Genomic DNA, 24,516 nt, shown 5'->3' with positions numbered 1-24,516 from the left:
CTAGTACTCTCCAAAGACTTCCACCTCGACGTAGTGGTTCATCTCGTTGCTGGTGTTGCCGTCGGAGTACAGGCGAACGTAGCGGGCCTTCGTCTCCTTCGCGCCGATCAGCTTGCCCTTGTTGGTCTCCACGTAGGCCATGTCCCGGCCCGCCCCGAAGCCCAGCGAGTTGTCGTGGTCGTTGTTGAAGACCGTCGTCACGCCGCTCTCGAACGACTCGTCGTCGGAGAGCTGCACCACCACGTCCACGTAGGCGCGCTTCTGGGTGTGGAAGTGCCACAGGCCGAGCCCGTAGATCGTCGCTGTGCTCTCCAGGTCGATCTGCACCCATTGCGGGCCCTGGGCCAGCTCCACGAAGTAGCCTTCCTCCGACTCCTTGTCCCCGTCGGTCACCAGCTCGAGCTCGCCGATGATGGGGAAGTCGTCCGAGGAGGTGACTTCCTTGCCGAAGGCGATGTTGGAGACCCCGGCGGGGGCCAGGACGGTGGGCTGGGGGGCGTCGGGAGACTCCAGATTGGGCAGCACGATGGGCACCGGAGTGCCGGAGAGGAAGGGAGCCGGGTAGTCCAGCTCGATGGGGGCCTTGTCGGCCGCGGCCAGTATCGAGGCCGCGGATACGGCGGCCAGGGTCAGCAATGTCTTTTTCATAATTCGGTAATTTGGATTATCTGTTTCAGGTGGGTCGGCCGCTCCGCGGGCGACGGGTGGGCTGGCCGCTCCGCGGGCAGCAGGACGGCCGCGGAGCGGACGTCCCACCCTTGTTTCTACACCTCGAAGTCGCTGGGCTGGAACTCGAGCACGCGCCTCGCCGCCACCGCCTCGTTGACGCGGAAGATGCCGACCTCGCTCTTGAAGGAGTGCTCCCCGTCGGCGTTGAGCTTGGCCTCCCCCTTGATCGCGGAGAAGAAGTTCTCCAGGTGCGGCTGGTGCGGCGGCTTGTCCAGGGCCACCGGGATGTCGAACTGGGCCAGGGGCGCCGTCTCGCGCACGTCCACCTTGGCGTCCTTGGCCGGGGCCGGGGCCTCGGACTGGGTGAGGTAGTGCAGGTCGATCCACTTGTCCCAGCTGGGGGCCCGCTCCTCGCGGTAGATCTTGGAGAGGCTCGGGTTCTCCGAGAACTTGATGGAGCCCTCGTCGCCCATGAAGTACTCCCAGTAGCCGCCGCCGGCTGAGGTGGTGGTGAGCGTCTGGTAGAAGGCGCGCACCGGGCCGTAGGAAGTGTCGTACTCGTAGATCACCATCACGTTGTCGTACCACTCGCGCGAGGGGTAGTAGTCGGCCCCGCCGGAGGCGAAGACGGACTTCGGATAGGCGTCGAGGAACCAGTTGAAGATGTCGATCTGGTGGGCGCCCAGGTCGGAGATGGGCCCGCCGGAGAGGTCCTTGAACCAGCGCCAGTTGCGGAACTGGTGCATGTCGGCGTAGCCGTACCTCTTGAGCGTGGCCTCGTCGATGGCGTACTTCTTGGGCCAGCCCACGTCGGGGGTGACCGCCCGGTTCCACTGCCCGTTGAGGTTGGTGATGCGCCCGGGGATCTTGGCCTTCTTTATCAGGTTGTTGTAGCAGTGCTGGTAGCGGGGGTTGGAGCGGCGCTGGTGGCCGATCTGCAGCAGCTTGCCGGTCTCCCGGGCGGTCAGCACCATGGAGCGGGCCTCCTCCACCGTGCGGGCCATCATCTTCTCGCAGTAGACGTGCAGCCCGGCCTTCAGGCAGAGGTTGGTGTGGCGGGCGTGCCAGAGGTCGGGGGTGGCGACGATGGCCGCGTCGAGGTCCTTCTCCTTCTCCAGCATGTCCTCGATGTCCTGGTAGGCGTTCACCTCGAAGCCTTCCTTGGCCAGCTTGCGCTGGCCGTAGGTGCGGCTGTACTCCCAGATGTCGCACACGGCGCGGAAGCGCAGGCCGGGCACGTTGAGCATGGCGTCGAGCAGCACGCGGCCTTGCACGCCCAGGCCCACCAGGGCCACGTTGATCTCGCCGGCGGGCGAGGACTGGGCCCGCGCGAAGGCGGGGGCGAGCATCACGCCGCCGGCGGCGACGAGGCTGTTCTTGACGAACTCGCGGCGGGCGAGCGGGGCGCCGGGAAGGCTGGTCTTGCTGTCTTGGGTCATGGTATCGGGGGTCGGTAAGGGGTTAGAGCTTGTCGCCGGCGACGGCCCAGCGGTTGTACTTCACGAGAGCCAGGGCCAGGGCCACCAGCAGGACGTGGGTGCCCAGCCAGGCCACCCCGCCGCTCTCGTTCAGCAGCACCAGGCCGACGGAAAGGGAGACGTAGACCAGGCCGCTGGCCAGCAGGGCCAGGCGCGGCAGGGCCCCGGCCAGCAGCAGGACGCCCAGGGCCAGCAGGATCCAGCCGAGGACGCCGGAGTAGAGGTCCAGCGCCCAGGTGGGCATCAGCGGCTCGGCGGCGAACTTGTCGTAGAGCGGCTCGGGCAGGCCGTGGTAGTGCGAGAAGCCGTAGACCTTCTCCTTCACGTTGACCATGGCCCCGGAGATGTCCGGCTCGCCGAACTCGTCGAGCAGCGGGCGCTGCACCGTCTCGGTGCCGGCGAACTTCTCCAGGCCGGTCAGCAGCGAGCGCGCGCCCAGCCACAGCCGCAAGACGAGGAAGGCGAAGGACGCGCCCAGGGCGTCGAGTTGGAAGGGGGATTCGGGGGAATTACGTTCTTGCATGATAATTTGGATACAAAACTGAGATAACTTGGGAGGAAAGACTTACTTCAGTGGAGTGATCTGGATATTTCGGTAGCGAACCACTCCGCCCGCCTTCCAGCGATTTCCGGGATGGATTTGCAGAGCGACGCTGCCGGCATTTCCCGTGATGGCCTGTACAGACTCGCGATCCCAAGTAGACGGCGCGTTCCAGTTTTTTTGATTCGTGTCCTTCAGGTGGCGAGCGCGGAAGACACGACCATCCATTTGCATGACCTTGACTCCATTCACCCAGGTAGTGATACGCGGCTCGGCACCTACGCAACGAATCTTCAAGGCGTTCCACTCCCCTTCCTTCCAAACCTGGTTCCAAGCGGCGGCGCCGATACTGTAGAGGAGGCCGTCAATCTCCTCTCCATCGTAGCTGTCGCGGGCTACGATGCGCCCCGACTCTTCTTCGAGCTGGATCGGTCGCGAAAGGTAGCCGCCCGTTCCCTGGCCAAAGAGATTCCCAACGTTTCCACCCGGCAGGTAGTCATTCATGATCTGAATCCCCTCCCCCCGGTCGGTGCAGCGGATAAACACCCCCGAGTCGCAGCCCCAGTCAGACATGAACTCAAGCTTCAGCTCGAAGTCGATGAAGGTCGCGTCCGTTAGCAGCAGGCCACCTTTTTGGTTGTCCAGCTGACGGCAAACGATCGCGCCATCTTCGACATAAAAGTTCTCATCGGTCGCATAGTACGGATCCTTTTCAGAAACTTGCATGATGTGCCAGCCCGCTAGCGTAGAGCCGTCGAAAAGCGACTCTGCTCGAACTTGCCCGCAGAAGAGGTTCACGAGCAAAAAAACGGACCCGAAGCTGGACACTCTCGATGTCATGAAACCGTCAATACGTCTTAGGAAACGGCAAACTTGGACCGTTTCCTCCAAAGATCCTTCCCGTAGTCCCAACCTTCCCGCACCGTGCTCGGACGCACGTATTCGTTGAGCTCGGGTCGGTTGGTTATGCCACGCTTAGGATCCCACTCGATGCGACCGCCAAAGCGGGCAGCCAAGACGCCGATCAGCATCATTTCCGTATAAGGAGCCGCGTAGTCAAAATTGGCGCCTGGCTCCGGTCCATCGCCCTTGATCGCTCGAACCCATTCCTCAAAGGGACCACCTTCGACGCGATCGTATTTCTCGTCTGGATACCCGGCCTTCTTGAATTCCTTCATCGCTTCCTTGTTTCCAAGGCGAGGGTTGTTGGATCTGCCGTCGGTGTAGCCGAGTTGCTTGTCGCCAAAATACATGGTCCCACGATCCGGCATTTCTCCCCAAGTCCAGCCTTCGGGGGTCTTTGGCATGAAGCTCTCGTCGCCATTGTGCCAGTAGAAGGTACAGGGCGCTTTGGAACCGCGCTTCTTGAACTCCCACTTTACCGTGTTCCCGTCGGGCACAACCACCTCGTTGCCACCCTCCTTGCGAATCAGCTCCACGACGACCGGCTCGTAAAGGTCGAGAATCCAAACCGGAGCATCCGAGATATGCGGCATCCAATCCCCGAACAATCCGTTGCCGAACGCGTTGAACCCGCGCCAGCTCTTGGAGTGGTAAAGCTCGCTGAACTCGGTATCCGCAGCGTTGGGGCCCAGCCATAGGTCCCAATTGAGATGGGCCGGAACCGGATCCTTCTTCATCGGAAGCTGGCTCGGCTTGTGCCAGTACCAACGCCCCTCCTCGAATGGCCGCCAATCCGGACCTTGGATCCAAGAGTGCACCTCGCGAATCTGTCCAAACACATCCGCCTCGTACCACTCCCTCATTTGGCGAATGCCGTCATAAGTGTGGCCCTGCACCGCCATGTTAGTGACGACTTTGTACTTTTTCTTCGCCTTCTGCAGGGTGCGAGCCTGCCAAATATTATGCGTAAGCGGTTTCTGGGTACAAACGTGCATCCCCATCTCCATCGCATGCATGGTCGCAGCGAAGTGCGTATGGTCTGGCGTGTTGATGCAAACCGCGTCGATCTCCTTTCCCATCTTGTCGAGCATCACGCGAAAATCGGCGAAGCGCTTAGCCTTCAAGACCTCGGGATGATCTTCCCGAAACTGCCCAAACATGTTCGAATCCACGTCCGCTAGAGCAACGATGTTCTCCCCCTTGCATCCGTTGTAGGCCATGCCGGCTATATTTCCGGCCCCAATCATGGCAATATTGAGCCTGCTGTTGGCCGGGATCCCCGCCTTGCCAATGCTGAAACGGGGCAGGATAAAAGCAGAGGCGCCGGCCACTGCGGATTTCTTGAGGAAGCTTCTACGATTCAAGGGTGCCATGGGGGGACTTTGGGGTGATGATATTCAATTCGTCGCAACAACTCTCGCAGCGGCGCAAGCGCGCAGCTCCTCAAGTCTAGGTGAAGCATACCAACACCCCGCAAATCCGTCTACTAGTCGATCTGCTAGTTTTGCCGAAGCGCTGCCACGTACACCGTTTAGATCAAATCGCTGCGCAACGCCTTGGCCACCGCTCCCGTCTGGGACTGAACGTCCAGCTTCTGGTATATCCGCCCCAGGTGAAAGTTCACCGTAGCCGTGCTGATAGAAAGCTTGGCCCCAATCTCCTTCGAGGAAAGCCCCTCCGCCAATTGCTCCAACACTTCAATCTCGCGAGCCGATAGCCCAAAATCTTCGCGCACCACCGGTTTACGCACTTCGCCCAAGACCAGCTTCGCAACGCCCGCACCCAAGGCTGCCCCCCCCTTGATCACCTGCTCTAAGGCATTCACAATCTCTTGGACGCTGGAAGCTTTCAGCAGATAGCCCATGGCCCCCGCGTCGAGAGCACGCATTACCATCTCCTTCTTTTCCTCCACCGTGAGAACCAGCACGCTCACATCAGGATCGATAGCCTTGAGTCGCTCGATTCCTTCCACGCCGCCGATCTGCGGCAGGCCAAGATCCATCAGCACCACATCCGGACGTTCCCCGGACTCGATCGCCTCCAAAAACTTGATACAATTCGGAAAGGTGCGACTGCAGGTAATGTGGTCCTGCCGCTGCAACGAAATCTGGAGATTTCGACGGTAGCCGGAATCGTCCTCAACAATCCATATGTTAACAGGTGTCATCTAATTCGAACTTTGATAGCCGGAACGGTAAACCTTAAGCAATCCTTTAAGCGGGATGGTAAAGCCAACCGTGGTGCCCTTGCCAGGGCTTGTATTCAAAATAAAGGTACCATGCAACTCCTCCACCCGATCTCGCATGCTGTCGATTCCCCAACCGTCCCGCAATGCAGCAGAGTCGAAGCCACAACCATCGTCGCAAAGCTCCAAGCGAAAGGAGCTCCCGTTCAACTCAATTTCCAGCCGTACCCTCTTCGCCCCCGAGTGCCGGGCGCAATTGTGCACGGCTTCCTTGAAGAACAACATCAACTGCCGCCTCACCGCGAGCGGCACCTCCAGGTCCGGAGGCTCCACCTCGATCTTCACCTCCAGTTCGACCCCGCTGAGCACCCGTTCCGCCCGCTTCTTGAGATTGGGAACGAGCTCTGACATCTTGAGCGAACGCTTGTCGGTCATCCAAACCACGTCCATCAAGGACGCCGAAGCCTCTCTCGCCATCAGTACCAAGTCGCTCAAATCCCTCTGGGCATCGGGGCCACTCGTGTCCTGCTGCAAACGCTCCGCCACCAAGCGGACGCTTCCCAAGTTGCTGCCCACCTCGTCGTGCAAATCCTTGGCGATCGTACGCCGGAGCGCAGCAAACTTCCGCCGCTGCAGAAGCGCTCCCACTCCCACCACCACCAGCAACACGGATGCCCCCCCCCAAAGAGCGACGGACAAGCTTAGCTCTATTCCCTCGCTCCATCTCCTCGAAAGCGATCGCTTCGCTCCCTCGATGTCGTCCAACTCTCCCTGCAGGTCCCGACGCGCCGAAAGCTCGTCCAACCAAGGCAGTAGCGGGATCACCGTGCGCCCTCCTGAAAGGCCGTCGGTCAGCCGCTGCAAGGCTTCTTGATCCGAATCCGGCAACGACGGAGAAGTGACCCGCGCGCCTCTCGACATCGATTCCCTCGCCTCGGTGAGTTCGATTTCCCCGAAGCCGAAGGTCGAGGCTCCCTGATAAACGGGAAAGTCCTCGAAGGTCAGCCGCAGCCAGCGCCCTTCCCGCCCGCCAAGCAGAAGTCTGATTATGTTGTTGCCAGGATTCTGCAAATCCACCGGCCAGCCACCGAACAAGTGCTTCCGTTCCTCCGAGCCTTCGACGTCCCGAAAAATATCAAAGGTCATCGTGCCCGGAAATCCGTATCCAGGAACAAATACACCTTCCGGAGGCTGGGCCGGATAAAGCACCAATTCCCCGTTCCTGCGGTTCTCTCCCAAATCAAGCTCGATGACAATCGGCTCGGAAACGACCCCGTCGAAGCGCTTCACGAAATCCTGGTCGTATTGTCGACCGTCCGGATGCGGCTGCACCGGCAAGCCCATGCTCGTCTTCTGGTCGATCAAGTAATCCGAACTCCAAAAGGGAGGCGCGTCAAAGCTCCCCGACGTATTCACTTTATTGAGACGCCACAGATAAAAGCTCGCCCGCAAAGCCACTTCGTCCAGAGCGAAAAACTCCTTGTTCACCTCCACCTGCCCGCGATAGACCTCTAAAACGATACTCTCGTAGCGACGCGTCTCCAGCAATAAACGAACCGGCAACCTCCCTGGATCCGGAAAGTCTTTGCCCCGGTAGTCCACCAGCAAACGCTCCACCCCATCGAAGTCGATCCCCTTGATCTGAAACCGCTTCGGGAAACCGTAGCCCGGCATGTTCGGCTCCCGCCGATCCGCTGCGGGAACCAGATAGATCTCTTGCACTCCTCCCTTGTGCGGGACCTCGATCGTCACCGTCCAACGGGGCTTGTCCGGCAGAGTGTCTACCCGCGGCAAGTAGCTGCTGTGGTAGCCGTAAGCGTCGATTTGCAGGCTGTCCTCCAAGCTGGGCAACTCCTCCAGACGCTGCCGCAAGCGCTGCGACTCCTCATCCAGGGACTCCAAAGTCGCGGGGATATTCCAAAAGGGAACAGAGTTCGGATCGATCGCCCGTTTTTCCAGCAATGTCTCAGAGCAAGCTTGCCCCGTCATCAGCAAAATCGGCAAAACCGCTGCCCCTTTCGTAAGCCGTTTCCAAACCATTGCTGTCTTCAATCTCGAAATCCATCCCTTGCATCGAGTCAAAAGTGAACGCCTCGCCATCGAGCCGCTTCTATTCCACTACCCGTGCCCTAAGGATCCGCCAAAAAAAAGACCTACAAACCCGCCACCACAATCGCTGAAGCATTTTTACAAATCATCTCAAAACCCCTCATTTTTATTCCTTAAACTTTATTTTTGTCTCTATTTTTGTCCTTTAAGAAAATTTTTAACACTTTTTGGGGTTCTCAAAGATTGAAATTTTGGAAATACCGACCAAGCATCGGAGCCACAACGCTATGAGTTCCGACAAAAGCCAGCCCCCCGCATCCGCAAAACAGGACGGATTCGAAACGATTCCCCAAGACATCCTTGACCGCCTCACCCGCGTCGACATGCCGAGCGTCAAGGACGTGCCTCCCAGCGAGGAAACCCTGCAGGTCGCGGGCGAGACCATCCCCGTCTACCGCTGCGAAACGCTCGTGCTCGGCAGCGGAGCCGCCGGCATGCGGGCTGCCGTCGAAGCCAAGCGCCGCGGCATCGACGTGCTGGTCGCCAGCACCGGACTCTTCGCCGGCACTTCTGCTTGCTCCGGCTCGGACAAGCAAACCCTCTACACCGCCAGCACCGACTACAAGGGCGACAATTTCCTCAAGTACGCCCAAAGCCTCTGCGCCGGCGGCGGCATGAACTTCTCCACCGCCTACGTGGAAGCGGTCGGATCCATCGACGCCATCGGCGGACTCCAATTCATGGGACTCCCGCTCCCCCACGACGACCGCGGAGCCATCCTTCGCTACCAGACCGACCACGACGAAGCGGGCCGCGCCACCAGCTGCGGACCCCGCACTTCCAAGCTCATGGTGAAGGTGCTCTTCGACGAAGCCAACACCCTCGGCATGCGGATCCTCTCCAGCTGCAGCGGTATCCAGATCGTCAAGGAAAAGACCGAAACCGGCGAACGCGTTGTCGGCGTGCTCGCCACCCACCGCCCCGAAAAGCGCAATCCCTACGGCTTCGTTTTCCTCGCCTGCCAAGACCTCGTCATCGCCACCGGCGGCCCGGGCGAGCTCTACCGCGATTCCGTGTATCCACATCACTGCCACGGCGGCCTGGGAATCGCCCTCGAAGCTGGCATCGAGTTGACCAATGTTACCGAAAGCCAATTCGGCATCGGCACCCCACGCACCACGTTTCCCTGGAATCTCTCCGGCACCTACGTGCAAGTGATGCCCCGCGTGTATTCAGTCGACGAGGACGGCAAGGAGCACAACTTCCTCGCCCGCTACTACCGCACCACCCGGGAGATGGTTTCCAACACTTTCCGCAAAGGCTACCAATGGCCCTTCCACTCCACCCGTATGCTCGACTACGGCTCCAGTCTCCTGGACCTCGCCGTCTTCCTCGAGCAAAAGGCGGGCCGCAAAGTCTACCTCGACTTCCTCCGCAATCCGGATCCTGTCAACGAAGGCGAAACCTTCTCCCTCGACGACCTCGATCCCGACGTACGCGCCTATCTCGAAAACAACGAAGCCCTCTACGAGCTTCCCATCGACCGCCTCAAACGCATGAACCCGCTCGCCATCGAGCTCTACCGCATGCACGGCACCGACCTTTGCAAGGAGCCGCTGGAGTTCGCCATGAACAACCAGCACATGAACGGCGGCATCCTCATCGACGATTGGGGCAAGACCTCCCTCGAAGGCTGCTACTCGGTCGGCGAAGCCGCCGGCAGCCACGGCGTCACCCGCCCCGGCGGAGCCGCCCTCAACTCCGGCCAAGTCTTCGGCAAGCGCGTCGCCGTCGCCATCAAGCGCTCCCGCCTACAGCGCCAACCAAGGGAAGCCGACACCGCTAACGTCACCACTGCGCTCAGCAAAGCCCTCGAGACCGCTGCCAGCTTCCTCGATCCCTCCAACGGCAAGACCACCAACGAGGTCAAAAGCGAGATCCAAGCCCGCATGAGCGACCACGCCGGCATCATCTGCTCGGCAGCCGAAGTTTCTGCTGCTCTCGCCGCAGCCCGCAAGCTACGCGAGGAAGTGGAAGCCGACGGACTCCGCGTCTCCTCCCCTTCCCTAGTTGGCAGCGCCTTTCGTTGGCGCCACATGGCCATGGTTTCCGAAGCCGTGCTCACGGCCCTCGACCACTACATCCAAAACGGCGGCGGCAGTCGCGGAGCCCGCGCCATCTGCGACGACAAGGGAACCCGATGCCCAGAGGCCAAGGACGAGGATCTCAGCCGCTTCCGCTTCAAGGAAGAGCTGGAAAAAGACCGAGTGGAAAAACTCGTCGTCAAGCGCGTGGGCGACCGCTTCCCCATTAGCTCGCTCCCCGTGGACCTCACCCCCGAAGTCACCCGCGAGTTCTTCGAAAAAGGCTGGGGCCCCTACCTCATCAAGGAAGGTTGAGCTGTATCCGTAGCGCGGTACCAACCGCAGGGACATCACCCACTTCAGCCCGCGACAGGGCTCGAATCCAAGCAATTTGTAGGGCTGGCGCTCGTCGCCACGCCGCAGTGCAAGGGAAGCACCCTTCAGACGAATCGCGGCATGCCGCAAGCGGCAGCCGTACGTATTCACAAAAAAAGGACAACCTTCACCGGTCGTCCTTTTTGTTTAAATTGTTACTTGGAGCGCCCTTACTTCAAGTCGCTGATCGGGAAACCGTCCATGTCGTCGAAACGCTGGTTCTCACCGCCCATGCCCCAGATGAAGGAGTAGGAAGCCGTTCCGGCGCCGCTGTGGATCGACCAGCTCGGCGAAAGGGCCGCTTGGCGATTCTTGATCCACAATGGACGCGTTTCGTCCGGCTGCCCCATCAAGTGCAGGACTTGATTTTCCGGCGACACGTCGAAATAGAGATAGATCTCGGAGCGGCGGAAATGGGTATGCGATGGCATCGTGTTCCAAACGCTTCCAACCGCGAGCTCCGTGAAGCCCATCACCAACTGGCAGCTCTTGATGCCGTTTTCGTGGATGTACTGGTAAAGCGTGCGCTCGTTGCAAGTGTCCTTGGAACCGAGCTCCAACTTGTTCGCGTCCTCGATCTTGGCATGCGTCGTTGGGTACTCCTTGTGAGCCGGATAGCTCAGCAGATAAAAGGCTGCCGGATTCGCTTTGTCAGAAGAAGTGAATACAACCTCCTTCGAACCGCGACCGATGTAGAGACACTCGCGATTGGCCACTTCATACTTGGTCCCGTCCACCTCGATGGTACCCGCGCCGCCGATGTTGATCACGCCACCCTCGCGACGCTCGAAAAAGTAGTCGCAACGCAAGGCGTCGATCGAGCCGATCTTCAAGGGACTTTCCGTCGGGATGATGCCACCCGCGATAGCGCGGTCCAAGTCCGTGGCGTGCAGGATGATCTCGCCGTCTGCGAAAAGCTTCTCGATCAAGAAGTTGTCGCGAAGCTGCTGCGTGCCAAAGCTGCGGTACTCGCCCACGCTCGGAGAAAAGCGGTAGCTGATTGCTGGAAATTCATATTTGAACATAGCATCCAAAATGAGCCCAAAGGCAATGCGAGTCAACCCGCCAATTCTAGGGCCAACGCGACTTCGCCCTAATCGTGCCCGCCTAGGAGGCGCGACAGCTCAACAGCTGACTCGCGAACCATGCGGGCAAACTCCCGAGTGCGTTTTTTGGTGAAGCGAGCGCTTGAAGCGGTGATGCCGATACCAGCGCAAACCTCGGATCGGCTGTCGAACACGGGAGCCGCCACGCAACGTACCCCCACGTGATACTCCTCGTCATCGATCGCGTACCCAAGCTTCACCACCTTAGCCAACTCGCGCTTCAGCCCGTCTAGGCTAGTGATCGTGTTGGGGGTCAGCGAGACGCGATCCGCTTTCTGCAGGATCGAACTGAGCTCCTTGGCATGCCTGTTGGCCAAGAGCACTTTGCCAGTGGCGGAAGCGTGCGCATACGCTCGCGTGCCGGGACTGGAGGCGGCTCTCAAAGGATGCGGACACTCCGCCACCTCCACGATCAAAGCCCTGCCTTCGTCCCAAATCGCCAAGTGGCACGTCTCGTTGCTAGCCCGCGTCAACGCTTCCAAGATCGGTCGAGCCGCCGCCCTCAAGTCAACGTTCCCCGCAGCCTTCATCCCCAACGCAGCCAAAGCGCCTCCGAGTTGGAAGCCTGTTCCCTTGTCCTGCAAGAACCCTTCCGACTCCAAAGTCTTCACGATCCTCAATACGCTAGTGCGCGGCAACTTCAGCGCTTCCGCCAGCTCCGTCACGCTTTTGCTCACGTCCAGCTCGCCGAGAAAACGAAGGATGCGACAAGCATTCTTTAAGTTTGGGATGTTGTACTCAGGCATCCCTAACAGCCATGGACCGAGGCTCGGAATATGAACAGGAAAAACGATTCACATTTGAACGGAGCGACCCTCAGTGGACAAGAGTGTTGCCTAGGCTGCAAAAACGATCTAGCGCTCTCCGCCATGCTAGCCCCCTACCGCATCCTCGCGGCCGCACTTGCCACGGCCGCCTTCAGCGTGTCGCTCCCGGCGGAGCCTTTTGCCTCAGGACGCTTCGTCCCAGAACGCAAGGACGACTTCGCCTTCGAAAACGACAAAGTCGCCTTTCGCGTCTACGGCCCCGCCTTGCTCCAGTCCGGGGAGAACAGTGGCCTCGACGCCTGGCTCAAGCGCGTCGAATCGCCTATCATCGACAAATGGTACGCCGAGGCCGCCAGCGGCAAGTCCTACCACACCGACCACGGCGAGGGCTACGACCCCTACCACGTCGGCTCCTCCCTTGGAGTTGGCGGGCTGGCCCTCTTCATCGACGGCGAACTCGTCCAGTCAAACGTCTACCGCAGCTACCAAATCATCGACGAATCGCCTGAGCGATTCGTAGTGGAATTTGAATACATCTGGGACGGCCTCCCACAACAAGTCCGCGAGCTGCGCCGCGTCACTGTCGAGGGAGGATCCCAATTGATCCGCGTCGACAGCCAACTCTTCACCGACGGACAACCTGCCAAAGCCAAAGTCGCCATCGGCAGCGCCACCCACGACGGCAAGGCTGCCACTCACTCCGATCCCCAATCCCTATGGGTCGCCACCTGGGAAAACATCGACGGGGTCGGGCTCGGCACGGGAGTGATCGTCCCCTACCGCAGCGACAATAAAGTACTGCACCTGCAAAAAGAGGAGAAAGACCGCAGCCACATCCTCATCACCACCGAAACCGACGTCAACGGCCGCATCACATACTACACCGGTTTCGCTTGGGAAAAAGCTGGCGAAATCACCAGCTCAGCAGAATGGACCGACTACCTCAAGACCTATGCCGCAGCCCTTCCCGAACGCTTCAAGCAAAGCCTTCGCCACGGCCCGAACGCCACCACGAAGGACAAGCCTTTCCCTGTCAAAAGCCATCCTGAACCCGCCGCCTCCCTGCAGCAACTCGCCCTCGCCTCTCCCAGCTTCATCAAGCTGGCCATGGACAAAGTCATCGAGTTTCAGCATCAGGAGTTCGGCGACGACATTGCCAAGGACTGGAAGGTCGGCACCTTCTACACCGGAGTCTTCGCAGCCTACGAGGCCACCGGTGACAAGTCGTATCGAAAAAGAGCATACGAATGGGGCGAGCTCTCTGATTGGAAGATCAAAGAAAACCTTTTTCACGCCGACACCATTTGCATGGGCCAAACCATGCTCGACCTCTATTTGGAGAAACCGGACCCTCGCTACATCGCGGACCTGCAAAGCAAGATCGAAAAATACTTCGGCAAGCAGACCGTCACCGTCGACGACCTCGGCGGAGAAATCTTCAGGCACCTCGGCCTGCAAGAGCGGGAATGGTCCGGGCGAAACCTTTGGTGGTGGTGCGACGCCCTCTACATGGCCCCGCCTGTGCTCACCCGTTTGCACGCCGCCACCGGCGACGCGCGTTACCTCGAGCTCATGCACGACTTGTATTGGGATACCACCGACGCCCTGTACGATCCGCACGCCAAGCTATTCTATCGCGATCTCCGTTTCTTTCCGGACGGGACTAGCCAGGCCGAAGAATGGGCCGCAGTCCCCGAAAGCGAAAAAGTGTTCTGGTCCCGCGGAAACGGCTGGGTCTACGCCGGCTTGATTCGCCTGCTCGACTACCTGCCCCTCGACGATCCCTACCGGCCACGCTATCTCCAACTCTACCGCGAGATGACCCAAAAACTCGTCACCCTCCAAGGCTCCGACGGACTGTGGCGCAGCTACCTCAACCGCCCCGACCTCGAGCAAACTCCCGAAACGAGCGGCACCGCCTTCTTCGCCTATGGATTGCTGGGAGGAATCAACCGCGGATTCCTCGACGAAAAAAGCTACTTGCCCGCCGCCCTCCGCGCCTGGCAAGGCCTCGTCAGCAAATTGGACAATCACGGCAAGCTCGGCTTCGCCCAGCTCGTCGACTCCATGCCGCGTCAAGTGCGCCCCGACAACTCCATCGACTACACCCACGGAGCCTTCTTGCTGGCCGCCAGCGAGCTCTACAAGATGGAGGTCGACGCCGACACCCTTGCCCGCATCCGCCCCGAACACGAAGCCAAGCTCATCATGCCCAACGCCGCCTGGACCTGGTACAACGACGAACGGGCAATCCTGCACGGCGACAGGCTCTACCTCGGCGGCGTCGACGACCAAGGCACGGTGCGGGCCCACTCCTACGCCATCAATCCCCGCGGCGGCCGCTTCCTGCAAAACGAACCCGCCGCCCTGAGTTCCTGGAAAGACAAGGACGACCACGACAACCCCTCCTTCGTCGTGCACGGCGACACCCTTCTCGCCGCTTACTCGACCCATCATATCGAAGACTTCTGGAACTACCGCATCGAATCCCTCGCCAAAAAGCGCAACGGCACTTGGGACAGCACCGAGCAAAGCTTTCCAGCAGGTGCCCGCTCCACCTACGCAAACCTCAACAAGCTCAGCGGCGAAAACGATCGCATCTACAACTTCTACCGGGCCATCGGTTTCAACCCCAACGTAGCCTGGACCGACGACGGCGGAAAAACCTGGCAAGGCGGCTTCGAATACCTGCGTTCCGGCGACTCCCGCGTCCGCCCCTACTGCAAGTACTCGAACGACGGCACGAACCGTATCGACATTCTCTATACGGACGGACACCCCAGAGAAGAAAGCGCCAACAACGTCTACCACATCTACTATAGCGACGGCACCTTCCACCAATCCGATGGTACGATCATTCGAACTCTTGATGCAATCCAAGCCGGCAATCCCATCCGCCCCAAGGAGGGAACCCTCGTCTATCGCGGCGATTCCTTCGGCCGCGGATGGACCCATGACCTCGAATACGGCCAGGACGGCACGCTCACCGCAGCCTTCATCACCTCGCCCGACGGATCGGAAGGCAGCGACCTGCGCTACTGGACCGCCAACTGGGACCCTAGCTCAAAGACCTGGTCAACACATGAGATCGCCTACGCCGGCAGCTATCTTTACGATCGCGAACGCCACTACGCTGGTGGCATAAGTATCGATCCCGAGGATACGAAGAGGATCTACATATCGAGCAACGTCATTCCTGAAACCGGAATGCCCAACGACACCGGACGCTACCAACTGTATCGCGGACGCGTCGATGCATCCGGCTCCGTATCCAAGTGGGAACAACTCACCTTCGACCCGGACCAAGACAACCTGCGCCCCTTCGTCCCTCGAGGACACAGCGGTGGCACGAACGTACTCTGGCTGCGCGGCCACTATTACACCTATCGAGACTACCAGACCGACATCTACGGCATCGGCTTCTAGCTTCAGACGAAAAGGCTTGGCGAATCGCCAAGCCTTTTTCGTATTCAATTTTTGGTGCGATAGTCCAGAAACAGCTTCGCCCTCAAACGACGGAGCAATTCCACCGTCAAGCGCGTCCCCTCGTCTTCAGTCAAATGCTCCCCTTCATATTCAGCGCTCGCCAAGCCGCGGAAGCCTCCGTCTAGGGCGGTTCTCAGACAAATCTCGAAGTCCACCGTCGTCTCGTTGCCAGCCGCATCGAAATCGTAAGACTTGGCGCTCACAGCTCGGGTAAACGGAGCCAGGTCCAGCATGCCCTGCAAGGTATCGTAGCGGCGCTGAGGAACGTGACCCCAACCGCCCATGAAGAAGTTGTCGAAATCCGTAAAGGCTCCCACCTTGGAATGCCCTGCCATCTCCAGACACATCGCCAGCCAGGCGCCGTTGCTGCTAGGATGACCATGGTTTTCTACCAGCACCTCGAGCCCCCTGCTTTTCGCCGCATCCCCCAGAGCGTGCAAACTTTCCGCAGCGTTGCGGCAAAGCTCTAGATAGGAGCCATCACCATAAGCATTCACTCTCAGATAGCGACACTCCAGCTCAGCCGCCGTATCCATCCATTGAATATGCTCGGCGATAGATCGTTGCCTTACCCGTCGATCGCTCGCCCCGATGTTCGGCAATTGATCGCACATCAAAACGCCGAATCTAACGCCCTCGCCTGCAGCCCGTTTCTTGAATTCAGCTAGCCAAGGAGCATCGTTTCCATGGCCGAACCACAGGATGTTCACCAAGTCCACCAAATGAACACCAAGGCTGCTCGCCTTGCGAACGATGTCCCGAGGATCTAGGGAACCTTGCAGAACCCTATCCGGATCGCTTTCCAACGTTTTGACAAACCAGGCGTAATTATCTCTCGACTTACCGAAAATGGCACGGTGATAGGACCACTGCGAAAGCGATATATCAAACAGCTCCTCCTCCTTTCCGGGGAGACTCAGGTTTTCGGAACGTTTCGGCGATATACTTTTCGCGTATCCAGATTTTCCAACAATTCCAGCAGCCGCCAAGGCCGCGCACTGGGCAACAAAGGTTTTTCGGTCCATACTCATGAGGTGCAGGGGCAGTAGCTAGCTAAACTCACCCTCAATCCGAACTGCTTCAAGCAAATCCCTTCCCGTTCCCTACGCTCACCTAAGAGCCCTTTATGTTGAAACGGGAGACGCCAACGCCCAAAAAAATCACTAGCTATCGAGCGATTATTGAGTAGCTTTGAAACACGAGCAACGTCATCACTACGCACAATGGCCAAGAAAAAAAAGAATACCCTGCAGTCCCATTTAACTGACGCCGTTTCATCGATCGGAAAACTCGTATCCGCGCCACTCCACTTCGTTCGCCCGCCCAAACCGACAGTCGCCCGCAAAATCGCCTCCTCCCCCGGCATCGAACACGCCAAAGGCGTGGACGTCCCGCCAGAAGACGGCTCCATCCCCATCCAATGTATCGACTTCGGAAAATCCGGCTGCGAGAAAACGGACTTCCGCAACGTCACCGACCTCATCGCCCACCCTCGCCCCGAATGGGGTGGTTTCCGATGGATCAATATCGAAGGCCTGCACCCGTTCATCATCAACGAACTGCGCAAAACCTATGAGTTCCACACCCTCGCGGCCGAAGACGTTCTCCACACCCCACAGCGTCCCAAGCTAGAACTCTACGATACGCACACCCTCATCATCGTCGATATGGTACGCCTCAAAAACGAGGCCCTCACCAGCGAGCAAGTAAGCATAATCGTCATCGGCGACACCCTTATCACTTTCCAGGAAACTCCAGGCGACGTTTGGGACCCCATTCGCACACGTCTCCAAAATCCGGATGCGCGATTCCGTCGCTACCCGCTCTGGTACCTCGCCTACGCCCTCATCGACGCCATCGTCGACAACATCTACCCCATCCTCGAACGCTACGGCGACGTGCTTAACGATCTTGAAGAACAGGCAATGGAAGATCCTAAGCCTAGCATCCAGCAGCACATCTACCTCATCAAGCGCGAGCTCTACGCCCTACGGCGTTCCTTCTGGCCCGTGCGCGAACTCACCAGCAAGCTCACTTTCGACGAGACCTCGCCCGTGGAAAAGAAAGTCCGCGTATTCATGCGAGACGTACACGACCACTCTCTGCAGATCATCGAACTCATCGAAAGCTCTCGCGAAATGTGTAACAGCCTGCAAGATTTCTACATATCGGTCGTTTCGAATCGCATGAACGAAGTCATGAAAGCGCTCACTATCATGGCTAGCCTCTTCATGCCGATCACCTTCTTCGCCGGCATCTACGGCATGAACTTCGAACACATCCCGGAGCTCGGCTGGCAGTATTCCTACCCCGTCTTCTGGGGACTGTGCATTACCACCACCATCGGTCTTCTTTGGTACTTCAAACGCGAGGGCTGGATCGGCAAAAAGTAGGGCCGGTTTCTTGATAGCTTGATCCTACAATTCCAAGCGGACCTGTTCCAACTGCGGGAAGCCCTCGTATGTTCCTACCTGCTGGTTGACGGCGATGAAGTATGCCTCATCGACGGAGGCTTTCTCAGAGGAATACGAAACATCTCGAATTGCTTGTCTCAGCTAGGACTCGGTTGGGAAAACATAACAACCATCCTGCTCACGCATGGACACCTAGACCACACTTACAACCTCGCAAAAATCCAAAAAAGGAGCGGTGCAAAGCTCTACGCCCATCCCCTTGACGCTCCGCACATCTCCGGACGCTACCCTTATCGCGGAATTTCGCGTACCTGCGGTCTATTGCAAAAATGTGGACGCATCTTGTTCGGCTTCACGGCTCCCCAGCCAACCCACGCGCTCGCACACGAAAAATCGATTCCCTTCGGTGGAGGCATCCAAGTTCTACATACTCCAGGCCACACCGAAGGCCACTGCTGTTTTCATTGGCTGAAGCGCAAGACGCTCTTTGCGGGCGACTTGTTCGCTACAAGCAGCAAACGGACCTTTCTTCCACCCTCTTTCCTCAACAGCTGTCCCGAGCGCTATCCGCGGAGCCTCCGACTCATCGCAAAACACGAGGTCGAAGGCATGCTTAGCAACCATTGCGACAAAGCTCCGCCTAAGGTTCAGCAAGCTCGGTTTCTCGAGCTCGCCAGCAAGCCCGCCTTCCCCGGTTTCGCGGCTCCTTACAAGTAAGCGGCCAAAAACGTGTGCACCGACTTCTTCGGGGTCTTGCAGAGCTTTTGCATGAGAGCGAAGGGAGCATCGAATATCCCATGTCGGTCACCGATTGTATCCAACATGCGGAGCCAGATCTTCGCCGTCATTTCCGAATCGTAGAGAGCGCGGTGAAACGTCCCATCCGTTGGTATCCCCGCGTAGTCGACGAGACAGCTCAGCCGGTGGTTAGGCGCATCCTGAAAAATTCTCCGAGCCAGCAACATCGAACAAGTAAAGTCCCCGGAACGACGCTGCGAGATACGAGCAAGTTCCGCGTCCAGAAACCGTTGGTCGAAAGAGGCATTGTGAGCCACCAGATTGCTGCTTCCCATGAAATCGAAGAAACGCTCCATCACGACCTCGCAAGGATCTGCGGTCACTAGCATCTCATTGGTAATCCCCGTATAACCCTCGATAAAGGGATCGATACGACGCCCCGGATTCATCAATTCCTGAAAGCGTCCCGTCACCTCCCCGTTTTCGATTCGCACTGCCCCGATTTCGATAGCCCGATCTCCCATGCCCGGAGAAAGCCCCGTCGTCTCGAAATCAAGCACCACCACTGTATCCGCTCTACTCATACAACTACTTCTACCAAATAGGAAATAGATCGACCGAAACCACTTCCCCATTTGGGAGCGTAACAGATATGTGCTTCGTCTCTGGAGTGATGACAATGTGGTCGTAAGACTCCCCCGCAACTGAATTGATTCCCTCCCCCAACTCGCTCTCTCGAATTTGAGCGAAAGAAATCGACTCAGCCTCCGATTCAACAACGATGAGTGCAGCAGCCATGTTGATTTGCCGCAAGTTGCTCGTGATCGCACTGCGTCGGGCAACAGCTCGAAATTGCCCCACCGTTGGCACAATAACCGCCCCCGAAATGGCAAGAGCTGGAATGACGGAGAGTTGCTTGTAAGAGTAGCCCGCGTGCTCAATCGAATGGATACGGTTTTCAGATCGATACACGACCCAGGCGACCGGTTTGGTGAAATCTCCCACTCCGAAATCTATGATGGACTCGGCCACCTCATTGAATTCTTCCTGCTTAAGCGAATGGATGACCTCTCCAAGCATTAAATCAATTGTAGAACTGGAGTTATAGCTGAAAAGGAGAGCTTTTCGGGGTAGGTCAGCATAGAAACTTTGGAACGTTTCTGTTCCCACTAAACCTCCGTCCGTCACTCCAGGAACGACCCATCCATCGTGCGTAAATAGGATCAGATTCCCCGTTGCCTCTTCTGTGGAAGCATAAAAAGCTTCCGTGTCACCGTTCGACAATGCTGAGAGGTCCCAAATCCTGCGACCGTCCTCAGTCTCAACTTCTTTTACGACCCCAGCTTTACTTACGTCCTCGAGGTAACGAGCCCCTAAAGTCCCAGCATTCTCGATCGAAATCCAAAGCTTAACCTCTGGGTCTAGCCCATCCGGTTTTTCGAGTTTTTGGACGATGTCAATCTGTCCAGAAAACGCATAAAGCACGTCCATCGTCTGTATATCACTGTACGGCAGAGGACGACTAAGAAGCGATTGCCAAGATTCCTTCAGCTCCCTTAAGCCCGTCGATGCGACAAGCGAGTCCAGCAGCGCCTTGGTTGCCTGAGCATCGAGCCGGATTGAGTATGCTAAAGTCGCATCTTCCGGAGCAAGCTCCGCAGCTCGAAAGCGAATGGGTTGCTTTCCTAATATTTCGAAAATGCCGCCCGGTTCATCTGTAAAGCTCAATACAGTTTTGTTTCTGACGATCTGGTTCTCGAGTTCTACAGAACTGGCCGCCACGCTTTGGAATCGATCCAGACCAAGACTAGCGAAGAGATCCGAGAAGTTCGCACCTTGCTCCCGAAGCGCCGGGAAGTGTTCGGAAAAAGCTGCATACAGTTCCTGCAACTTTCCAGCTAGCTTCTCCCCGTCCCCTTCGAAACTTGCGTATCCTACAAAAGTTCCATCCGTATCCAAAAAATCGGACACTTCTGAAAAACTGTTTTTTCCAGAGAGTAGAAGAGGACAGTAAAGAACAACAAACAGTATATGGAAAGTAACAATCTTCAAAGACTTCATGAGAACTACCCCTTCTTCAGCCAGTTAAGCTGCACTCCGGTGCCAGATCCCTTTTTTGGTTTCTTGGGCAAGGCCCCTTGTATGTACTGCAGCAATACGCCACGCCCGGCGCGTTCGACAGAGGAACAAGGAATCATCTCCACGGAGCGAAGCCCTAGAGCATCCAAGGTCTCTCGATAAATCTCCATATTCCGCCTCCAAACGTCTTCCTGCACTTCGTCCGTTTTCGTGAACACCATTACATGCGGCACCGGGCATTCCTCCAGCCAATTGAAGAATCCAAGGTCGATCTCAGTCGGTTCAAAGCGGGCATCCACCAGAGCGCAGATCAGCTTCAGCTGAGGACGCCCCATCAGGTACTCGCTCACGGCAATGTTGAAGTCAGACTGCTTGCCCTTCGAAACCTGAGCATAGCCGTAACCGGGAAGGTCCACCAAGTTCCACCACTTGTTCATGGTGAAGAAGTTCAGCAGCTTGGTCGCACCCGGCTTCTTGGACACCTTCGCCAAGCCTTTTTGCTTGGTCAGCATGTTGACCAGAGACGACTTCCCCACGTTAGAGCGCCCGATAAAGGCGACCTCCGGCAAAGAAGAACGCGGGCAATCCTCCAAATTCTTAGCGCTGGTCAAAAACTCCGCTGATTCGATCTTCATGTTTCGGACAAAAGGGTCTCCCTCCTCCTAGGTCAAGGTAGTGTCCACGGAGTCTCCGGACATCTCCCCCGGCAATTCCGGCACCCCGCAAAACTTCGCGTTGGACACCTCCCCGATTTCTCCCCAAAACCGTTCGCCTTATGAACATTTTGGAAGATCTACAGTGGAGAGGACTCTACACAGACTGCACGGCGCTCGAAGAGCTCACCAAGCGTCTCGAAGAAGGACCCATCACCCTATATGCAGGCTTCGACCCGACCGCCGACTCCCTGCACGTGGGCAACCTCGTTCCGCTCATCGCCTTGCGACGCTTCCAAAACTACGGCCACAACCCCATCATTCTCGCCGGCGGAGCCACCGGCAGCATCGGCGACCCCTCTGGAAAGAAGGCGGAGCGCCAGCTGCTCACCAAGGAGCTGCTCGCCCACAACGTGGCCTGCGTAAAGCAGCAGCTCGTCAAGATCCTCGACTTCTCCGAAGAGCTCCCGAACACCGCTCGCCTCGTCGACAACGCCGACTGGTTCGGCCCCATAGGCTTCATCGAGTTCCTGCGGGAGACTGGCAAGTACTTCACCGTCAATTCCATGATCGCCAAGGAGAGCGTCAAGTCCCGCCTCGGCGGCGACAACGAAGCCGGCATCAGCTACACCGAGTTCTCCTACATGCTGATCCAAGGCTACGACTTCTTCCACCTCAATGACGCCTACAACTGCGAGCTGCAGATCGGCGGCTCCGACCAATGGGGCAACATCACCGTCGGCACCGAACTCACCCGCAAGAAAGCCGGCAAGTCCGTCTACGGCCTGACCTTCCCCCTCATCACCAACGCGGACGGATCGAAGTTCGGCAAGAGCGTGGGCGGAGCCATCTACCTCGATCCCGCCCGCACCAGCGTCTACCGCTTCTACCAATTCTTCATCAACGTCGACGACCGCGACGTGATCAAGTTCCTCAAGTACTTCACCTTCCTCAGCCACGAGGAAATCGACGCCCTCGAAGCCGCCCACAACGAAAATCCCGGAGCCCGCGAAGCCCACCGCGCCCTCGCCTTCGAGATGACCAAGCTCGTGCACGGCGAGGAAGCCACTAGCGACGCCATCAACGCCTCCAAGATTCTCTTCGGCGGCGGCCTCGAAGGCATTTCCGAGAACGCCCTCGCCCAAGTCGCCAGCGAGGTCCCCAGCGCCACCATCTCCAAAGCCGAGTTGGAAAGCGAAGATGGCATCTCCATTCTCGACGCCCTCGTCACCGCCGGGCTCTCCCAGTCCCGCAAGACGGCCAAGAAGGACCTGCAAGGCGGCGGCGTAAACGTGAACAACGAACGCGTGCAAGACCTCGGCTACCAGCTCACCTCCGCCGACGTGCACTACGGCAAATACATCCTGCTCCGTCGCGGCAAAAAGAACTACGCCGCGTTGATCGTGGAGTAGAGCAATCTTCATCTTCTTCTCCTTCAATTTTCAGGAGAAGAAGGAGATAAAGAAGCAGAAGAAGATTTCTAACTTCATATTTCCACCCTCATACTTCATCCTTTCACCCCATGGCCACCTACGTTTACGAGACCATTCCCCAGTCTGCTGACGAGAAGCCAGAGCGCTTCGAGATCCAGCAAAGCATGAAGGACGACGCCCTCACCGCGCACCCCGAAACCGGGAAGCCCATCAAGCGGGTCATCGTCGGCGGTTACGGCTTCTCCATAGGAGGCAACGCCCCGACTCCATCTTCCGGCGGACACTCCTGCGGCGGTGGCGGCTGCGGCTGCCATAATTAGGTAGGAGCGACCTTGGTCGCGATTTTTCAATTCCAATCGCGAGCAAGCTCGCTCCTACCATGCCTCCCCTCAAAATCGCCCTCATCGAGCCTTTCTTTACCGGCTCGCACCAACGCTGGGCGGAGGAGCTGCAACAACACTCCCGCCACCAGATCGACCTGTTCACCCTGCCCGGTCGCAGCTGGAAGTGGCGCATGCACGGAGCCGCCGTCACCTTGGCAAACCAGCTTCTGTCGCGAGAAACTCAATACGATCTCCTGCTCGCGACCGACATGCTCGACTTCGCGGTATTCCTTGCTCTCGTCCGCACCCGCTACGCCTCCACCCCCACCGCCGTCTATTTCCACGAAAACCAGCTCTGCTATCCCTGGTCGCCTCGCGACGCCGACGTAAAAAAGTCCCGCGACCTGCACTATGCCTTCATCAACTACACCACCGCCCTTGCCGCGGATCACGTGTACTACAATTCCCAATACCATCGCGACGCCTTCGTAAACGCGCTGCCCAAGTTCCTGGACCGCTACCCCGACCACCGCAACAAAAGCACCATCGCAAGCATCGCCGCCAAGAGTCTCGCCCTTCCTCTCGGCATGGACCTAAAAGCCTTCGACGCCTTCAAACCGAGCAAGCGCGTCCCCAACAAAGTCCCCCTCCTCCTCTGGAACCACCGCTGGGAATACGACAAAAACCCGCGAGGCTTTTGCCAAGTCCTCTTCGCCCTCGCCGACCAAGGCATCGATTTCGAAGTGGCGCTCCTCGGCGACCGCTTCGACGAAGAACCGGAGTACTTCGCCCACGCCCGCAAAAAGCTCGGCCGCCGCATCATCTCGTATGGCAGAGCGGATACCTTCGAAGACTACGCCACTTGGCTTTGGAAGGCGGACATCCTGCCCGTCACCTCCCGCCAAGACTTCTTCGGCGGCAGCGTGGTGGAGGCCATCTACTGCGGCTGCCATCCCATCCTGCCCAAACGATTGTCCTATCCGGACCACATTTCACCAAACGAGTATCCAGACAGTTACTACGAAAACCAAACCCAAGCCATCAAGCAACTGGCAAACCTCATCCAATCGAGACACTGGAAACAAAAGTCACCCTACGCGGACACCATGGCCCGCTACGACTGGAAGCGTTGCATCGCCCCCTACGACGACAGTTTCGCCCAAGCAGCGAAACAGATGTAAACCGAAGCGCCGAAGCACAGCGACAACCCTCACTTTAGTCGTCGGCCACGGT

General features: G+C 58.2%; 20 protein-coding genes. 7 read left to right on the top strand and 13 right to left on the bottom strand.

Annotated elements, in window-relative coordinates; genetic code table 11:
- The 7 genes from IEN85_RS22000 to IEN85_RS21970 all read right to left on the bottom strand — a co-directional run bounded on the left by IEN85_RS22000 (position 1) and on the right by IEN85_RS21970 (position 7,816).
- Positions 1–756, bottom strand: coding sequence for a discoidin domain-containing protein (locus IEN85_RS22000; protein WP_224772724.1), 756 nt, complete (start codon positions 754–756; stop codon positions 1–3).
- Positions 757–764: 8 nt separating this feature from the next.
- The gene (locus tag IEN85_RS21995; RefSeq protein ID WP_191618541.1) at positions 765–2,108 is read right to left on the bottom strand and encodes a Gfo/Idh/MocA family protein; all 1,344 of its coding nucleotides are present in this window, start codon (positions 2,106–2,108) and stop codon (positions 765–767) included.
- Between the two features lie 22 nt (positions 2,109–2,130).
- On the bottom strand, positions 2,131–2,670 hold the full coding sequence (locus IEN85_RS21990) for a hypothetical protein (protein WP_191619253.1): 540 nt from the start codon (positions 2,668–2,670) through the stop codon (positions 2,131–2,133).
- A gap of 42 nt (positions 2,671–2,712) precedes the next feature.
- Entirely contained in the window at positions 2,713–3,528 is an 816-nt protein-coding gene (locus tag IEN85_RS21985; RefSeq protein ID WP_191619252.1) for a 3-keto-disaccharide hydrolase, read from the bottom strand.
- A gap of 17 nt (positions 3,529–3,545) precedes the next feature.
- Entirely contained in the window at positions 3,546–4,964 is a 1,419-nt protein-coding gene (locus IEN85_RS21980) for a Gfo/Idh/MocA family oxidoreductase (protein WP_224772783.1), read from the bottom strand.
- A 158-nt stretch (positions 4,965–5,122) separates the two neighbouring features.
- Entirely contained in the window at positions 5,123–5,758 is a 636-nt protein-coding gene (locus tag IEN85_RS21975) for a response regulator transcription factor (RefSeq protein ID WP_191619251.1), read from the bottom strand.
- Positions 5,759–7,816, bottom strand: coding sequence for a sensor histidine kinase (locus tag IEN85_RS21970; RefSeq protein ID WP_191619250.1), 2,058 nt, complete (start codon positions 7,814–7,816; stop codon positions 5,759–5,761).
- A 296-nt stretch (positions 7,817–8,112) separates the two neighbouring features.
- Here IEN85_RS21970 and IEN85_RS21965 point away from each other — a divergent pair, with 296 nt between their 5' ends.
- On the top strand, positions 8,113–10,224 hold the full coding sequence (locus tag IEN85_RS21965) for an FAD-dependent oxidoreductase (protein ID WP_191619249.1): 2,112 nt from the start codon (positions 8,113–8,115) through the stop codon (positions 10,222–10,224).
- Between the two features lie 230 nt (positions 10,225–10,454).
- Here the strand turns inward: IEN85_RS21965 and kduI are convergent, their stop codons facing one another.
- Both kduI and IEN85_RS21955 read right to left on the bottom strand, forming a co-directional pair.
- Positions 10,455–11,309, bottom strand: coding sequence for a 5-dehydro-4-deoxy-D-glucuronate isomerase (gene kduI, locus IEN85_RS21960; RefSeq protein WP_191619248.1), 855 nt, complete (start codon positions 11,307–11,309; stop codon positions 10,455–10,457).
- A gap of 68 nt (positions 11,310–11,377) precedes the next feature.
- On the bottom strand, positions 11,378–12,136 hold the full coding sequence (locus IEN85_RS21955) for an IclR family transcriptional regulator (RefSeq protein WP_191619247.1): 759 nt from the start codon (positions 12,134–12,136) through the stop codon (positions 11,378–11,380).
- 30 nt (positions 12,137–12,166) lie between these two features.
- On the opposite strand from IEN85_RS21955, the gene IEN85_RS21950 reads away from it, so the two are divergent.
- Positions 12,167–15,583 carry a glycoside hydrolase family 88 protein gene (locus tag IEN85_RS21950; RefSeq protein WP_191619246.1) on the top strand — a complete coding sequence of 1,139 codons (3,417 nt, stop codon included), beginning with the start codon at positions 12,167–12,169 and terminating at the stop codon, positions 15,581–15,583.
- A 44-nt stretch (positions 15,584–15,627) separates the two neighbouring features.
- Here the strand turns inward: IEN85_RS21950 and IEN85_RS21945 are convergent, their stop codons facing one another.
- Positions 15,628–16,674: a sugar phosphate isomerase/epimerase family protein gene (locus tag IEN85_RS21945; protein WP_224772782.1), complete on the bottom strand. Its 1,047-nt coding sequence runs from the start codon at positions 16,672–16,674 to the stop codon at positions 15,628–15,630.
- A 192-nt stretch (positions 16,675–16,866) separates the two neighbouring features.
- On the opposite strand from IEN85_RS21945, the gene corA reads away from it, so the two are divergent.
- Together corA and IEN85_RS21935 are read left to right on the top strand one after the other, a co-directional pair.
- Positions 16,867–18,036 carry a magnesium/cobalt transporter CorA gene (gene corA, locus IEN85_RS21940; RefSeq protein WP_191619244.1) on the top strand — a complete coding sequence of 390 codons (1,170 nt, stop codon included), beginning with the start codon at positions 16,867–16,869 and terminating at the stop codon, positions 18,034–18,036.
- 18 nt (positions 18,037–18,054) lie between these two features.
- On the top strand, positions 18,055–18,774 hold the full coding sequence (locus tag IEN85_RS21935; RefSeq protein ID WP_191619242.1) for an MBL fold metallo-hydrolase: 720 nt from the start codon (positions 18,055–18,057) through the stop codon (positions 18,772–18,774).
- Here IEN85_RS21935 and IEN85_RS21930 read toward each other — a convergent pair.
- From IEN85_RS21930 to yihA, 3 genes are read right to left on the bottom strand one after another with little or no spacing between them, the layout of a single operon-like run.
- A complete protein-coding gene (locus IEN85_RS21930; RefSeq protein WP_191619241.1) occupies positions 18,765–19,379 on the bottom strand; it encodes a 3'-5' exonuclease in 615 nt (204 codons plus the stop codon). The genes IEN85_RS21935 and IEN85_RS21930 overlap by 10 nt on opposite strands.
- A 10-nt stretch (positions 19,380–19,389) precedes the next feature.
- Positions 19,390–20,856 carry a hypothetical protein gene (locus tag IEN85_RS21925; protein WP_191619240.1) on the bottom strand — a complete coding sequence of 489 codons (1,467 nt, stop codon included), beginning with the start codon at positions 20,854–20,856 and terminating at the stop codon, positions 19,390–19,392.
- 5 nt (positions 20,857–20,861) lie between these two features.
- A complete protein-coding gene (gene yihA, locus IEN85_RS21920; RefSeq protein ID WP_191619239.1) occupies positions 20,862–21,509 on the bottom strand; it encodes a ribosome biogenesis GTP-binding protein YihA/YsxC in 648 nt (215 codons plus the stop codon).
- A 140-nt stretch (positions 21,510–21,649) separates the two neighbouring features.
- Here yihA and tyrS point away from each other — a divergent pair, with 140 nt between their 5' ends.
- The 3 genes from tyrS to IEN85_RS21905 all read left to right on the top strand — a co-directional run bounded on the left by tyrS (position 21,650) and on the right by IEN85_RS21905 (position 24,464).
- Positions 21,650–22,939: a tyrosine--tRNA ligase gene (tyrS, locus tag IEN85_RS21915; protein WP_191619238.1), complete on the top strand. Its 1,290-nt coding sequence runs from the start codon at positions 21,650–21,652 to the stop codon at positions 22,937–22,939.
- Between the two features lie 110 nt (positions 22,940–23,049).
- Positions 23,050–23,280, top strand: a complete 231-nt coding sequence (locus IEN85_RS21910) for an FmdB family zinc ribbon protein (protein ID WP_191619237.1) — start codon at positions 23,050–23,052, stop codon at positions 23,278–23,280.
- A 59-nt stretch (positions 23,281–23,339) separates the two neighbouring features.
- Positions 23,340–24,464 (top strand): tRNA-queuosine alpha-mannosyltransferase domain-containing protein, encoded by a 1,125-nt coding sequence (locus tag IEN85_RS21905; RefSeq protein WP_191619235.1) that lies wholly within the window; start codon positions 23,340–23,342, stop codon positions 24,462–24,464.
- Positions 24,465–24,516 lie beyond the last annotated feature (52 nt).

Origin of the sequence: Pelagicoccus enzymogenes (assembly GCF_014803405.1) — a bacterium.
GTDB lineage: Bacteria > Verrucomicrobiota > Verrucomicrobiia > Opitutales > Opitutaceae > Pelagicoccus > Pelagicoccus enzymogenes.
This window is presented reverse-complemented; position numbering and strand designations above follow the sequence as displayed.

Coding starts and splice junctions, on each gene's coding strand:
- yihA (WP_191619239.1), bottom strand. CDS start 21,509: ATGAAGATCGAATCAGCGGAGTTTTTGACCAGCGCTAAGAATTTGGAG.
- IEN85_RS21980 (WP_224772783.1), bottom strand. CDS start 4,964: ATGGCACCCTTGAATCGTAGAAGCTTCCTCAAGAAATCCGCAGTGGCC.
- corA (WP_191619244.1), top strand. CDS start 16,867: ATGGCCAAGAAAAAAAAGAATACCCTGCAGTCCCATTTAACTGACGCC.
- IEN85_RS21955 (WP_191619247.1), bottom strand. CDS start 12,136: ATGCCTGAGTACAACATCCCAAACTTAAAGAATGCTTGTCGCATCCTT.
- kduI (WP_191619248.1), bottom strand. CDS start 11,309: ATGTTCAAATATGAATTTCCAGCAATCAGCTACCGCTTTTCTCCGAGC.
- IEN85_RS21990 (WP_191619253.1), bottom strand. CDS start 2,670: ATGCAAGAACGTAATTCCCCCGAATCCCCCTTCCAACTCGACGCCCTG.
- IEN85_RS21925 (WP_191619240.1), bottom strand. CDS start 20,856: ATGAAGTCTTTGAAGATTGTTACTTTCCATATACTGTTTGTTGTTCTT.
- IEN85_RS21905 (WP_191619235.1), top strand. CDS start 23,340: ATGCCTCCCCTCAAAATCGCCCTCATCGAGCCTTTCTTTACCGGCTCG.
- IEN85_RS21965 (WP_191619249.1), top strand. CDS start 8,113: ATGAGTTCCGACAAAAGCCAGCCCCCCGCATCCGCAAAACAGGACGGA.
- IEN85_RS21910 (WP_191619237.1), top strand. CDS start 23,050: ATGGCCACCTACGTTTACGAGACCATTCCCCAGTCTGCTGACGAGAAG.
- IEN85_RS21970 (WP_191619250.1), bottom strand. CDS start 7,816: ATGGTTTGGAAACGGCTTACGAAAGGGGCAGCGGTTTTGCCGATTTTG.
- IEN85_RS21985 (WP_191619252.1), bottom strand. CDS start 3,528: ATGACATCGAGAGTGTCCAGCTTCGGGTCCGTTTTTTTGCTCGTGAAC.
- IEN85_RS21930 (WP_191619241.1), bottom strand. CDS start 19,379: ATGAGTAGAGCGGATACAGTGGTGGTGCTTGATTTCGAGACGACGGGG.
- IEN85_RS21950 (WP_191619246.1), top strand. CDS start 12,167: ATGAACAGGAAAAACGATTCACATTTGAACGGAGCGACCCTCAGTGGA.
- IEN85_RS21995 (WP_191618541.1), bottom strand. CDS start 2,108: ATGACCCAAGACAGCAAGACCAGCCTTCCCGGCGCCCCGCTCGCCCGC.
- IEN85_RS21975 (WP_191619251.1), bottom strand. CDS start 5,758: ATGACACCTGTTAACATATGGATTGTTGAGGACGATTCCGGCTACCGT.
- IEN85_RS21945 (WP_224772782.1), bottom strand. CDS start 16,674: ATGAGTATGGACCGAAAAACCTTTGTTGCCCAGTGCGCGGCCTTGGCG.
- tyrS (WP_191619238.1), top strand. CDS start 21,650: ATGAACATTTTGGAAGATCTACAGTGGAGAGGACTCTACACAGACTGC.